Below are 13,324 nucleotides of genomic sequence, written 5' to 3' on the forward strand. Positions count from 1 at the left end.
CCTTCGGCGGTTTCAGCGGCTGGATGGGCTGTGCTTGCGGAGGAACTCGATCGAGGTGCGGGCGAGTTCGGGACCGGCATGGGAGTGACGGGGCAGTTCGACGACGGCGAGGCCGCGGTAGCCGGTGTCCGAGAGGACGTCGAGGGCTTCGAGTACGGGCGGGAAGTCGATCTCGCCGTCGCCGAACGGAAGGTGTTCATGGACGCCCCGGCGCATGTCCTCGATCTGGACATGGCGCAGCCAGGGGGCGGCGTCGCGGACGCAGTCGACGGGCGCGGCGGGTTCCAGGCACTGGCAGTGGCCGATGTCGAGGGTGAGTCCGAGAGGCGGTGGATCGCCGCTGAGGACGCGCAGGTGGTGGAAATCGGCGAGGGTGGCGAGGAGGTGTCCGGGTTCGGGTTCGATCGCCAGGGGGACGCCGGAGCGCTCGGCGGCGTCCAGAACGGGCGCGAGGGAGTCGGTGAGCCGCTGCCACGCGGTGTCGGGGGTGGTGTCCGGTGGGGTGATGCCGCTGAAGCAGTGCACGGCGTGGGCACCGAGGTCGGCGGCGATACCGACGGCACGGACGAGCAGCCGCGTGCGGGCGGCGCGGGCCTCCGGGTCCGGGTCGAGCAGGGACGGGCCGTGTTTGCGGCGGGGGTCGAGGACGTAGCGGGCGCCGGTCTCGACGGTGACCCCCAGGCCCAGCTCCCGGAGTCTGGAGGCCACATGGCGGGTGCGGGCGGAGAGATCCGGGGCGAGGGGGTCGAGGTGCATGTGGTCGAGGGTCAGACCGACCCCGTCGTATCCGAGATCGGCGAGGAGTCCGAGGGCGTCGTCCAGGCGGAGATCGGTGAGCCCGTTGGTGCCGTAGCCGAAGCGGATCGTCATGTGAGGCTCACCTTCCGGGCGAGGGTGCGGGCGAGTGGGACCAGTCCCATGACGGCGAGCCCCGTTCCGGCTGCTCCGGCGCGGGCGGCCAGAGCGGCCTGGAGCGGGATCATCGCCCGGATGCCGCCGCCGACGGCGCGCTGGGTGAGCGGCGGGGACGGGTTGAGGGCGGCGTGGAGGAGGGGCCCGGCGGCGGTGCGGAAGTAGGCGCCGGTGAGCGCGGTGAGAAGGAGGCGGGGGGCGGTGTGGGTGACCGACGGCCGGTACTTCGTCGCTGCCGTCCTTCCGCGTCCCGCAGCCGTGGGAACGCCGTCGGATCCGTGCGGCCCTCGCTGCCCACGCAGGGCCGCGGCGCCCACGGCTGCGGTGGCTGCGAGCGCGGTGAGGGGCGCGGTGGCGGATCCGCCCTGCGCCTCGTGCCGTGAGACGGCGGTGACGGCATAGGTGTGTGCCCCGAGCAGGCCGGCAGCCGGAAGGGCACTGCGAACGAAGCCACGCGATGCGGAAGCCGAGGCGGAGGCCGGGCCCGGTCCCGCCGCCCTGGCCGCCGCCCCGGTGGCGGTGGCGCCGAGCAGCAGGTCCAGGGCTCGCGCCGCCGCCATCGCCGCCGGTCCCGCCGGGGTGTGCTTGAGCCGGAGGTCGTACGCCCAGACCGTCGCCGCCAGTCCCGCGGCGACCGCGAGGGCGGGGCGCCCCGCACGGGCGGCGAGGCCCAGGCCCGCGGCCGTCAGCGCGCCCGCCGCCGCGAGGGCCGCGCCGGGAGCGATCCGTCCCGAGGGGATCGGGCGGTGCGGGCGGTCGACGGCGTCCTCGTCGCGGTCGGCCCAGTCGTTGAGCGCCATGCCCGCCTCGTACAGGCAGAGCGAGGCGCCGACGGCGAGCGCGGTACCGCGGTCGGGGCGCAGGCCCATCGCCGCCGCCCCGGCCAGCGCGTCCCCGGGGACGGTGAACAACGCCGACACCCGCAGCAGTTCCGCCCAGGCCCGTCCCGTCACTTCTCCCCCCGCAGCGTCTCGGCGAAGGCGAGCAGCGCCGTGTACTGCTCGAAGAGCGCGGCCGGCCCGCCGTCCGGATCCTTGAAGTAGAAGCCCAGCTGGGGCAGGGGGCCGGTCAGTCCCTTCTCGTGGGCGCGGGCGACCAGTCTGGCCAGGTCGAGGACCAGCGGTGCGGCCAGTGCGGAGTCGCAGCCCTGCCAGGTCGTCTGGAGCACCATGCGCGCCCCGAGGAATCCGTCGAACGCGATGTGGTCCCAGGCCGTCTTCCAGTCGCCGAGCGCCGGCACGTCGTCGATGTGGACCTCGCCCTCCGGCGCGATTCCCAGCGTGTCGGCGAGGACGCGTTCCTTGCCGGCGTTCTTGGCCGCGGCCGCGCCCGGGTCGGCCAGTGCCGCTCCGTCGCCTCCGCCCAGGAGGTTGGTGCCGGACCAGGCCCGTACGGGCAGGGCCCGTTGCACGAACATCGGGGCGAGCACGGAGCGCAGCAGCGTCTGGCCGGTCTTGCCGTCGCGGCCCGCGTGCGGAAGTCCGCAGTCCGCGACGGTGTCCTGGAGAGCGGGGGTGCGCAGCCCCGTGGAGGGGGTGAAGTTGATGTACGGACAACCGGCCCGGAGTGCCGCCGCGGCGTACAGCGAGCTGGCGGGCAGCCGCCGGTCGCCGGGGGCCGGGACGGGTTCCGTGGAGGCGACATTGACCACGACCGTCCTGGCCAGGCCGTGGCGCTGTCCGAAGTCGGCGAGGTCGGCGGCGAAGGCGGTGATGAGCGTCTCGTCCTCGCGGGTGTCGCCGGGCAGCGGTCCGCCGGGCCGGATCTCGGCGTCGGCTGCGTCGAGTTCGGAGCGTACGGCTGCGGGAAGGCCGTACGGCAGGACTCCCCCGGCGGCCAGCGTCTCGGCACGTTTGGGCAGTGGACAGCCGACGGTGTCGTGTCCGCCGAAGACCAGTGAGGTGAGGGCGGGCAGTCCACTGGCCGCGAACGGCGGGGTCTCGCTGACCACGCCTGCCGCCGGGTGGAGCCCCGCCGCGATCGCCGCACACCCCGCCGTGGCGGTGGTGGCGACGGAGCCGCGTGCTCCGATGAACCAGACTCCGGTGCGAACGGCGGGTGCTGTCACTGGCTGCCTCCCTGGCTGGGGATCCTGGCTGGGCAGAGCGGGTGGCGCTGTGCGACGGGGGAACGGGATCGACGAGGGGGTTGGTCTCACGTGGTGACGGCGGGCGGTAAGGACGGACCTTCCCCGCCCGCCGTCGGCCGGGTGCACCGCCCTACGCGGAGGGCAGCTCCTTCAACTGGATGTTGCGGAAGGACACATGGTCATCGGCACCGTGGTTCTGCAGGCCGATGTATCCGTTCTTCAAGCTCCGCACCGGATCGGTGTTGGTGAAGTCGTTGATCTTCACCCCGTTGAGGAAGACCTGAAGACGCTCGCCCCGGACCTTGATCTCGTAGCTGTTCCACTGGCCGGGCGGTCGCAGGGCCCGGTCCCGCGCCTTGATGTCCGCCGCCTTGAAGGTGTAGATCGAGCCCGTGGTGCGGTCGGGCGCGTCGGTGGCGTCGATCTGGACCTCGTAGCCGTTGTTCACCGCGGACCAGGGGTCGTCGGACTCCGGGAAGCCGACGAAGACACCGGAGTTGTCGTCGCCCTGCAACTTCCAGTCGAGCTTGAGCGAGTACGACCCGAGTTCCTTGGCCTGGTAGGTGAGCAGGCCCATGCCGCCCTGGGACCGCAGTTCACCGTCGACGATGTCGAACTTCCCCGGGCCGGCCTGCTTCCAGCCTTCGAGCGTCTTGCCGTTGAAGATCGACCGGTAGCCGGTGTCGGGCTTGCAGTCGGCCTTCACCTGGCCGGCCGCGTACCGCATGCCACCGAGCAGGAGTTGACGGAAGGCCGGTTCGGCGTACGACTCCTTGGTGTGGCCGAGCCCGGTGTAGAAGGAGCGGCCGCCCTGGTAGCTCTGGCACCAGGTGATCGGGTGATCGCCCTTCATGGTGCCGCCGGTGTAGGTCGTCTCGTCGAGTGTGGCGAGGACCTTGGCCTGGCCTCGCGGGTTGGTGCGGTAGTTGTACCACTCGTCGGTGCGGTTCCACTCGTCGTCGAGGTGGGCGGTCGCCGGGTGCTTGTGGTCCTCGACGCGGACGGTGGCGGGCTGGATGGCGGGGTGGGAGGAGAAGTACGCGCCGACGAGTCCGCCGTAGAACGGCCAGTCGTACTCGGTGTCCGCCGCCGCGTGGACGCCCATGTAGCCGCCGCCGGTGGCCACGTAGTTCTCGAACGCCTTCTGCTGGTCGGCGTCGAGCACGTCACCGGTCGTCGACAGGAAGACGACGGCGTCGTACCGCGCCAGGTTCGCGGTCGTGAACTGGCGGGCCTCCTCCGTCGCGTCGACGGTGATGTCGCTGCCCCTGCCGAGTTCCTTCAGCGCGGCGATGCCGTCGGGGATCGCGTCGTGGCGGAAGCCGGCCGTCTTCGAGAAGACCAGGACCCGCTTGGCGGTCTTGCCGACGGTGCTGTGGGTGAGCTCGAAGTCGTCGACGTCGTACAGCGCTCCGTCACCTCCCTTGAAGACGAGGAAGAGCTCGGTGGCCTTCTTGGGGACGTTCCGCAGCGGTACGTCGACGTCCTGGAAGTTCTCCCAGCCACCGGTCACCGGTACCGGGGTCGAGCCCAGGAGCGTACCGGTCACCGAACCTGCCCGGACCTCCAGGAAGCCGCCGCTGCCACCGGACGCGATGCGGGCGGTGAGCTTGTTGGAGTCGCCGAGGATGTACGGCTTGAAGGAGATCCAGTCGTCGTTGTGGATGTCGCCGACGGTCTTGCCGCCGTTGGCGGTCGCCTTGTCGTAGACCTTGATCCCCGACGAGGCGCTGAAGTGCTCCGCCTGGCGGTGCCGCGGCTGGAGTTGGGCCTGGTCGTGACCGGACAGGGACGCCTGACCGCCGCCTCCGCCGTCCGTGTAGGAGGCGTCGATGACCCCGAAGATGTTGGCGTTCGGGTCGTGGCCGCCGTCGATGGCGGTCTTGATGGTGCCGGAGCAGCCGTTGACGGTGGTGATGGGGTGGCCGTGGCTGTCGTGGCCGAGGACGAAACGGACCTCGACCTTGGAGCAGTCGATCGTGCCGTCCTCGGGGTCGGTGACGGTCACCTTGAACGGGATGTCGTCGCCGAAGCTGAACAACTGCCCGTCACCGGGGAGTTTCAGCTCCACCTTCGGCGCGGTGTTGCCGACCGTGACATGGACACTCGCCGAGGCGGTCCGGCCGGTCGGGTCCTTGGCGGTGACGGTCGCCGTGTAGGTGCCGTTCTTCTTGTACGTGTACGTGGGGTTGGCCGCCGTCGAGGTGCCGCCGTCACCGAAGTTCCAGGCGTACGTCAGGGGATCGCCGTCGGGGTCGACGGTGCCCTCCGAGGAGAATTTCACCTTGAGCGGTGTCGTGCCGGAGGTCTTGTCGGACGATGCCACCGCGTTGGGAGAGCGCCCGCCGGTGGCGTTCTCGATGCGGTAGAGGGCGGAGTTCTCGTCGCCGCCGAACCAGCTGGTGCCGTAGTCGAGCACGTACAGCGCCCCGTCGGGTCCGAAGGCCATGTCCATCACCTGGGTCCCGGTCCACGGGACGGGGTTGATGGCCTGGACGGTGCCGTCCGCGTCATGCTTGATGGCCTTGATCCAACGCCGGCCGAACTCCCCCGCGAAGAACTGCCCGTCGTAGGCCTCGGGGAACTTCACGGGCGAGTCGAGGCCCGCATCGTAGTGGTAGACGGGTCCGCCCATCGGCGACTCGGAGCCGGTGCCGAACTCGGGTACGGATCCGCCGTCGTAGGGAATCCAGGCGGGCTGGGCGGGCGGAAGGTCGACGAGACCGGTGTTGTGCGGGGAGGTGTTCTTCGGGGCGGCACAGTCGAAGGACGCGCCGGACGTCTTCGTCGCGAAATCGTAGTCGACGTAGGCGTCGTTGTTCCCGGTGCAGAACGGCCAGCCGAAGTTGCCCGGCTCGGTCACCCGGGCGAACTCGACCTGGCCCGCCGGGCCCCGCTTGGGATCGGCCGCACCCGCGTCGGGCCCGTAGTCGCCGACGTAGAGGATGCCGGTGGCCTTGTCCACGGAGAAGCGGAACGGGTTGCGGAAGCCCATCGCGTAGATCTCGGGGCGGGTCTTGTCCGTACCGGGTGCGAAGAGGTTCCCGTCGGGGATGGTGTACGAGCCGTCGTCGGCGACCTTGATCCGAAGGATCTTGCCGCGCAGGTCGTTGGTGTTGCCCGCGCTGCGCCGGGCGTCGAACGCCGGGTTGCGGTCGGGGCGCTGGTCGATCGGGGTGTAGCCGTCGGAGGCGAACGGGTTGGTGTCGTCACCGGTCGACAGATACAGGTTGCCCTGGGCGTCGAAGTCGATGTCACCGCCGACGTGGCAGCACATGCCGCGCGAGGTCGGGATGTCGAGGATCTTCTTCTCGCTGGCGTTGTCGAGAGTGCCGTCGTCCTTCAGGACGAAGCGCGACAGGCGGTTGACCCCGTCGAACTTGGCGAAGTCGGCGGCCGTGCCGTTCTCGGGGGCGTCCCCGGAGGGGGTGTCCAGCGGGGGCGCGTAGTAGAGGTAGATGGCCCGGTTCTTGCTGAAGTCCGGGTCGATGGCGACGCCCTGGAGCCCCTCCTCGTCGTGCGAGTACACGGGGACGGATCCCACCACGCGGGTGTTCCCGCCGCTGTCGGTGAGACGCAGCTCGCCGGTGCGCGAGGTGTGCAGCACGCTGCGGTCGGGGAGGACGGCAAGGGTCATGGGCTCGCCGGTCTCGGCCGCGCCCTTGGCGAGGGTGACCTGCTGGAATTCCTCCGCCGCCGCGTCGGCGGCGGCCGGCGAGGACGGTCCCGTCGCGGCTGCTCCGGGCGAGGCGCCCAGGGCGAGGGTGGCCGCGGCGAGCAGGCCGCCGGTGAGCAGCGCGAGGGATTTACGGGCGCGGAGCCGGGTTCTGTTCCTGCTTCTGGCTCTTGTTCTGTGCACGAGTGTCCTCCGGAGAGTGCCGGTTGTACGGGCGGGTGCTGCCGTGCCGGTTGTACGGGCGGGTGCTGCCGTGCCGTTCTGCGCGGGGACTGCCGCTCAGGTCATATGGGGCCGATGGGGCGCCCGTGACCCAGGTCATGTCATGTACACGCTTTGGACGGTAGACCTGTTCGTCCGGGACGGAAAGCCCTTGCGCAACGGTCGTGTCGAACTTTTTCCTGCGCCAGGACAAAGTGGGGTGAGGGCAGGGCTGAGCGCGGGGCGGCCGCGAGCTCGCGCTCCCGGCCCCCTCCCGAACCGGCGCTCGGCCGGTCAGACTCCTCCGACGACGAAGGAGCCGGGCCCGGGGGCGGCGCCCCCGGACGGGCCCCTCAGTCCCCACCCCCGAACGCCGCGTCGAACGACGCGGACGGCGGTTCGAAGTCGTACCGCTTCAGCGTGGCAAGCGCTTCCGGCGCGCCCGCCAGCCGGTCCATCCCCGCGTCCTCCCACTCGACGGACACCGGACCCTCGTACCCGATGGACCGGAGCATCCGGAAGACGTCCTCCCAGGGCACGTCCCCGTGTCCGGCGGAGACGAAGTCCCAGCCGCGCCTCGGGTCGCCCCACGGCAGGTGGGAACCGAGACGACCGTTCCGGCCGTCGAGGCGCCTGCGTGCCTCCTTGCAGTCCACGTGGTAGATCCGGTCCCGGAAGTCGTACAGGAAGTTGACCGGGTCGAGGTCCTGCCAGACGAAGTGGCTGGGATCGAAGTTCAGCCCGAACGCCGCCCGGTGGCCGACGGCCTCCAGGGCGCGGTGCGTGGTCCAGTAGTCGTACGCGATCTCGCTCGGGTGAACCTCGTGGGCGAACCGCACGCCCTCCGTGTCGAAGACGTCCAGGATCGGGTTCCAGCGCTCGGCGAAGTCCTCGTAGCCCCGCTCGATCATGTGCGGCGGGACCGGCGGGAACATGGCCACCAGGTGCCAGATCGAGGAGCCGGTGAAGCCGATGACGGTACGCACCCCGATAGCGGCGGCCGCTCGGGCGGTGTTCTTGATCTCCTCGGCCGCCCGGCGTCGCACCCCTTCGGGGTCACCGTCGCCCCAGATCCGCGCGGGCAGGATCCCCCGGTGCCGCTCGTCGATCGGGTTGTCGCAGACGGCCTGGCCGACGAGGTGGTTGGAGATCGCCCAGCACTTCAGCCCGTACTTGTCGAGCAGCTGCCGCCGCCCGTCCAGATAGCCGGGGTCGGACAGCGCCTTGTCGACCTCGAAGTGGTCGCCCCAGCAGGCGAGTTCGAGCCCGTCATAGCCGAAGTCCCGGGCGAGCCGGCAGACCTCCTCCAGCGGCAGGTCGGCCCACTGACCGGTGAACAGTGTGAAGGGACGGGGCATGCGCGAAACCTCCTAAAGGACTACGGGGGTGTGTACGGAGTTCTTCTCGGCGCTCTCCTCCACCGCGGCAAGCACCCGTTGCACCTGCAGGCCGTCGGCGAACGACGGTACGGGCGCGGCCCCTTCGGCGATCGTTTGCACCAGGTCACGGGCCTGGTGGACGAAGGTGTGCTCGTAGCCGAGGGAGTGACCCGGCGGCCACCACGCCTCCAGGTACGGGTGCTGCGGCTCGGTGACCAGGATGCGCCGGAATCCCGCCGTGGTGGCGGCCTCGGTGTGGTCGTGGAAGGAGAGCTCGTTGAGCCGTTCCAGATCGAAGGCGAGCGAGCCGCGCTCCCCGTTGATCTCCAGCCGCAGCGCGTTCTTCCGTCCGGCGGCCATCCGGGTCGCCTCGAACGAGGCCAGCGCCCCGGACGCGAGCCGGCCGGTGAACAGCGCCGCGTCGTCGACGGTCACCGCGCCCCGTGCGCCCTGGTCCGCGGCCCCGGAGAGCCCCGCCGACGGCCCGGCGAGCACCGGCCGTTCGCGCACGAACGTCTCACTGACCGCGGACACCCCGACCAGCGGCTCCCCCGCCAGGAACTGGGCCAGGTCCACGATGTGCGCCCCGAGGTCGCCGAGCGCTCCCGAGCCGGCGCGTTCCCGCTTCAGCCGCCAGGTGAGCGGTGATTCGGGATCGACGAGCCAGTCCTGGAGATAGGTGGCGCGGACATGTCGCAGGGTGCCGATCCGGCCGTCGGCGATCAGCTTTCTGGCGTAGGTGATCGCGGGCACCCTGCGGTAGTTGAAGCCCACCATCGCGACCTGACCGCGGACCGCGGCGCGCTCCGCGGCCTCGACCATGGCCTCGGCCTCGGCGACCGTGTTGGCGAGCGGCTTCTCGCACAGCACGTGTTTGCCGGCCTCCAGCGCGGCGATGGCGATCTCGGCATGGCTGTCACCGGGGGTGCAGATGTCGACGAGCTGTACGTCCTCCCGGGCGATCAGGGCGCGCCAGTCGGTCTCCGCCGCCGCCCAGCCGTGGCGGGCCGCTGCCGCGTCGACCGCCGCCCGGTCGCGTCCGCAGATCGCGGCGAGAGCCGGTCTCATCGGCAGTTCGAAGACGTGTCCCGCGGTGCGCCAGCCCTGCGAGTGGGCGGCGCCCATGAACGCGTATCCGACCATGCCGACTCCGAGCACCGGCACACTCGTCGTCGGCCGGTCCGTCGGCGGCGCCGCCGCCTCCTGATCCGTCTCTTCCCTACGGGCCATCCGGGCTTCCTCCTCGTCGGTCGTTCGGTGGGGGCGGCAGGAGGGTCAGCACCCTCCCGCGGGGCGGATCAGCTGAAGCCCGTCGGCAGGTACTGGTCGATGTTCTCCTTGGTGACCACGGCCGAGTAGAGGGTGAGATTGGTCGGGATCTCCAGCTCTGCCAGGCCGCCGAGGCCCTTGCCCTGTCCGAGGGCGCGGGCGAGGTCGATGGCGGACGCGGCCATCGTCGGCGGGTAGAGGACGGTGGCCTTCAGCACACTGTTGTCGGCCTTGATGGCGTCCATTGCGGATTTGGCCCCGGCGCCGCCGACCATCAGGAACTCGTCGCGGCCCGCCTGCTGGATGGCGCGCAGCGCGCCCACGCCCTGGTCGTCGTCGTGGTTCCACAGGGCATCGAACTTCTTCTGCGCCTGCAGGAGTTGGGCCATCTTGGCCTGGCCCGACTCGACGGTGAAGTCGGCGGCCTGACGAGCCACCAGTTCGACGTTGGGGTAGTTCTTCAACGCGTCGGCGAAGCCCTGGCTGCGCTGCTTGGTGAGCTCCAGGTTGTCGATGCCCGCCAGCTCGACGACCTTGGCGCCCGCCTTGTCCTTGAGCTGCTCGCCGATGTACGTACCGGCGTTGAGACCCATGCCGTAGTTGTCGCCGCCGACCCAGCAGCGGTAGGCCTGCGGCGAGGCGAAGATCCGGTCCAGATTGATGACGGGGATGCCGGCCCGCATGGCCTCCAGGCCGACCTGGGTGAGCGCCTTGCCGTCGGCGGGGAGGATGACGAGGACGTCGACCTTCTTGTTGATGAGGGTCTTGACCTGGCCGATCTGGGCGGCGGTGTCGTTGGAGCCCTCGGTGGTCTCCAGCGTCACCTCGGAGTACTTCGCCGCCCGCGACTTGGCGTTCTCGTTGATGGCGTTGAGCCAGCCGTGGTCGGCCTGCGGACCGGCGAAGCCGATGGTGACGGGCTTGCCGGGCTTGTCGTCTGCGGCGGGGACGCTGCTCTGCGCGGTGTCCTTGGTCTTGGGGTCGTTGCTGGTGCAGGCGGTGAGCAGGGCGCCCGCGGAGACGGCCGCGGTGCCGAAGAGCAGTCGTCTGCGGCTGGTTTCTGGCATGGCTGTCAAACCCTTCATCCGATGCGTGACATGTCACAGGTGGCGTTCGGGGCGGCGGGTGGCACGGAGTGACGGAGCGGAAGGGGCGCTGTGCGGTCCGGGCCTGTCCGGTCCCGATCCGCCTGGGCCCCGGGTCTCAGGTCTCTCCGTGCGCGGAGGTGCGGCGTTGGACCAGGACGGCGGCGACGATGATCGCGCCCTTGGCGATCTGCTGCACGTCGCTCTGCAGATTGTTGAGCGCGAAGATGTTGGTGATGGTGGTGAAGACGAGGACGCCGAGTACGGAGCCGACGATCGTGCCGCGCCCACCGCTGAGCAAGGTCCCGCCGATGATCGCGGCGGCGATGGCGTCGAGCTCGTACAGATTGCCGTTGGTGTTCTGTCCCGAGCCGGACAGGACGATCAGCATGAAGGCCGCGATGCCGCAGCACAGACCGGAGAGCAGATAGAGATAGAGCCGCTGCCGTCGTACGTCGATACCGGCCAGCCTGGCCGCTTCCGCGTTGCCGCCGACCGCGACCGTACGCCGTCCGAAGGTCGTACGGTTCAGCACCAGCCGGCCGATGACGGTCACCGCGGCGAACATCATGACCAGGGGCGGGACGCCGAGGACGTAGGAGCCGGGCAGCCCCAGGTCGAGCACCGACTTGACGGTGACGATCTGGGTCTTGCCGTCGGTGATCTGGAGGGCGAGCCCGCGGGCCGAGGCGAGCATGGCCAGCGTCGCGATGAACGGCACCATCCGGCCGTACGCGATCAGCAGTCCGTTCACCAGTCCGGCACCGAGTCCGACGATCACCGCGGTGAACAGGATTCCGGCGAAACCGTACTCCTGGGTGGCCAGCGTGGTCGCCCAGACGGAGGCGAGCGCGACCATCGCACCCACCGACAGGTCGATGCCGCCGCTGGTGATGACGAAGGTCATGCCGACGGTGACGACGCCGATGACGGACGACTGCGTCAGGATCAGCTGAAGATTCCCGGTGTCCAGGAAGGCATCGGGCTCGGTGATTCCGCCGACCACGATCAAGGCGACGAGCACGCCCAGGAGCGAGAGGTTGCGGACGTCCACGCGCAGGCCGAAGGCGCGCGGAGGTCCGTCCTTGGTCCGTGGTCCGGCGACCGGGGCGGGGGCGGCTCCCTTGTCCGGCCCGCCCTGCTGCGCCGAGGAGACGGGCTGCGTCATGACGTCGGGCTCCCTTCCATCACTAGGTCGAGTACGCGGTGTTCGTCGAGCTCCCAGGCGTCCGCCGCATGCACGACGCGGCCCTCGCGGAGCACCAGCACCCGGTCGGCGAGGCCCAGCACTTCGGGCACCTCGCTGGAGACGAGCAGGACGGCAAGGCCTTCGTCGGCCAGCCGTCGGATCACGGCGTAGAGCTCGGCGCGGGCGCCGACATCGACACCGCGGGTCGGTTCGTCGAGCAGCAGGACCCGGCAACCCCGCAGCAGCCAGCGGGCCAGGACGGCCTTCTGCTGGTTGCCGCCGGAGAGCGTGCGGACGGGGGTGTCCGGGTTGTCGGGGCGCAAGGAGAGTTCACGGGTGGCGGCGCGCGCCGCCCGGCGCTCGGCCCCGCGGTCCATCCAGCCGGCCCGGGAGAAGCGCGACATCGAGGAGACGGAGACGTTACGGGTGACGGATTCGAGCATCAGCAGGGCCTGCGCCTTGCGTTCCTCCGGAGCGAGTCCGATCCCGGCGGCGACGGCCGCGCGTACGCTGCCGGGCCTGAGCGGTGTGCCCGCCACGGTGACATGTCCGGCGCTCGGTTTGCGGGCACCGTAGACGGTCTCCAGGATCTCGGAGCGCCCCGATCCGACGAGTCCGGCCAGGCCGACGATCTCACCGGGCCGGAGCTCCAGGTCCACAGGGTCGAATTCCCCCTTCCTGGTCAGCCCCACGACCTTCAGCACCGGCTCCGTCGCCGCCGCTGCGGCGCTGCCCGTGGTGCGCGGCGGGAAGACGTACTCGACATTGCGGCCGGTCATCATGGCAACGATGTCGCGCGTAGGTGTGGACTTGGCGGGCAGCCCCACCGCGACGGCGCGGCCGTCCTTGAGCACGGTCACCCGGTCGCCGATCCTGCGGATCTCCTCCAGGCGGTGCGAGATGTACACGACGGCCACCCCGTCGGCCGTGAGGGAGGCGACGATGCGGAAGAGATTGTCGACCTCGTCGGGGTCGAGTGCGGCGGACGGCTCGTCCATCACGATGAGCCGGACGTCGTGGGAGAGCGCCCGCGCCATGGAGACGATCTGCTGCTGTGCGGCGGACAGCTCACCGACCGCCCTGGCCGGGTCGATCTCCGGATGACCGAGACGTCTCAGCAGCGCGGCCGCCGCGGTGCGTCCCTCCCGGGTGCGGACGACGAAGCGGGCGGTGGTGGGTTCATGGCCGAGGAAGACGTTCTCGGCGACCGACAGGCCCTCGACCAGGTCGAGTTCCTGGTAGATGGTGGCGATGCCCAGGCGCATCGCAGCCATGGGCGACTTGAGCGCGGCCGGTGCGCCGTGCCAGGTGATCTCGCCGCCGTCGGGCTGATGGGCCCCGGCGAGCACCTTGATGAGAGTGGACTTGCCGGCGCCGTTCTGCCCGAGGAGACAGTGGACTTCGCCGGCCAGGACCTCCAGGTCCACGCCGTCGAGGGCGCGCACTCCGGGGAACGACTTGGTGATGCCGGACATGGTGAGCAGGGGTGGTTCTGGTGCCATGACGAATCCCCTCGGCGAGTGG

General features: G+C 70.5%; 9 protein-coding genes. All 9 read right to left on the bottom strand.

Going from position 1 to position 13,324, the window contains the following annotated elements:
- Positions 1-12: 12 nt before the first annotated feature.
- The 9 genes from ABZ826_RS26565 to ABZ826_RS26605 all read right to left on the bottom strand — a co-directional run bounded on the left by ABZ826_RS26565 (position 13) and on the right by ABZ826_RS26605 (position 13,302).
- Positions 13-870 carry a sugar phosphate isomerase/epimerase family protein gene (locus ABZ826_RS26565; RefSeq protein ID WP_361453204.1) on the bottom strand — a complete coding sequence of 286 codons (858 nt, stop codon included), beginning with the start codon at positions 868-870 and terminating at the stop codon, positions 13-15.
- Positions 867-1,865: an SCO3242 family prenyltransferase gene (locus tag ABZ826_RS26570; RefSeq protein WP_361453207.1), complete on the bottom strand. Its 999-nt coding sequence runs from the start codon at positions 1,863-1,865 to the stop codon at positions 867-869. The genes ABZ826_RS26565 and ABZ826_RS26570 overlap by 4 nt, the downstream gene beginning before the upstream one ends.
- Positions 1,862-2,980, bottom strand: coding sequence for an inositol-3-phosphate synthase (locus ABZ826_RS26575; protein WP_361453210.1), 1,119 nt, complete (start codon positions 2,978-2,980; stop codon positions 1,862-1,864). The genes ABZ826_RS26570 and ABZ826_RS26575 overlap by 4 nt, the downstream gene beginning before the upstream one ends.
- 151 nt (positions 2,981-3,131) lie before the next feature.
- Positions 3,132-6,860 (bottom strand): ThuA domain-containing protein, encoded by a 3,729-nt coding sequence (locus tag ABZ826_RS26580; RefSeq protein WP_361453213.1) that lies wholly within the window; start codon positions 6,858-6,860, stop codon positions 3,132-3,134.
- Positions 6,861-7,231: 371 nt separating this feature from the next.
- Positions 7,232-8,236, bottom strand: a complete 1,005-nt coding sequence (locus ABZ826_RS26585; protein ID WP_361453216.1) for a sugar phosphate isomerase/epimerase family protein — start codon at positions 8,234-8,236, stop codon at positions 7,232-7,234.
- Between the two features lie 12 nt (positions 8,237-8,248).
- Positions 8,249-9,487: a Gfo/Idh/MocA family oxidoreductase gene (locus tag ABZ826_RS26590; protein WP_361453219.1), complete on the bottom strand. Its 1,239-nt coding sequence runs from the start codon at positions 9,485-9,487 to the stop codon at positions 8,249-8,251.
- A 68-nt stretch (positions 9,488-9,555) separates the two neighbouring features.
- Positions 9,556-10,593: a substrate-binding domain-containing protein gene (locus tag ABZ826_RS26595; protein WP_361453222.1), complete on the bottom strand. Its 1,038-nt coding sequence runs from the start codon at positions 10,591-10,593 to the stop codon at positions 9,556-9,558.
- A 136-nt stretch (positions 10,594-10,729) separates the two neighbouring features.
- On the bottom strand, positions 10,730-11,779 hold the full coding sequence (locus ABZ826_RS26600; RefSeq protein ID WP_361453225.1) for an ABC transporter permease: 1,050 nt from the start codon (positions 11,777-11,779) through the stop codon (positions 10,730-10,732).
- Entirely contained in the window at positions 11,776-13,302 is a 1,527-nt protein-coding gene (locus ABZ826_RS26605; protein ID WP_361453228.1) for a sugar ABC transporter ATP-binding protein, read from the bottom strand. The genes ABZ826_RS26600 and ABZ826_RS26605 overlap by 4 nt, the downstream gene beginning before the upstream one ends.
- Positions 13,303-13,324 lie beyond the last annotated feature (22 nt).

The sequence above is a fragment of the Streptomyces sp. NPDC047515 genome, assembly GCF_040643055.1.
Taxonomy (GTDB): Bacteria; Actinomycetota; Actinomycetes; order Streptomycetales; family Streptomycetaceae; genus Streptomyces.

Coding starts and splice junctions, on each gene's coding strand:
- ABZ826_RS26585 (WP_361453216.1), bottom strand. CDS start 8,236: ATGCCCCGTCCCTTCACACTGTTCACCGGTCAGTGGGCCGACCTGCCG.
- ABZ826_RS26605 (WP_361453228.1), bottom strand. CDS start 13,302: ATGGCACCAGAACCACCCCTGCTCACCATGTCCGGCATCACCAAGTCG.
- ABZ826_RS26590 (WP_361453219.1), bottom strand. CDS start 9,487: ATGGCCCGTAGGGAAGAGACGGATCAGGAGGCGGCGGCGCCGCCGACG.
- ABZ826_RS26595 (WP_361453222.1), bottom strand. CDS start 10,593: ATGCCAGAAACCAGCCGCAGACGACTGCTCTTCGGCACCGCGGCCGTC.
- ABZ826_RS26600 (WP_361453225.1), bottom strand. CDS start 11,779: ATGACGCAGCCCGTCTCCTCGGCGCAGCAGGGCGGGCCGGACAAGGGA.
- ABZ826_RS26565 (WP_361453204.1), bottom strand. CDS start 870: ATGACGATCCGCTTCGGCTACGGCACCAACGGGCTCACCGATCTCCGC.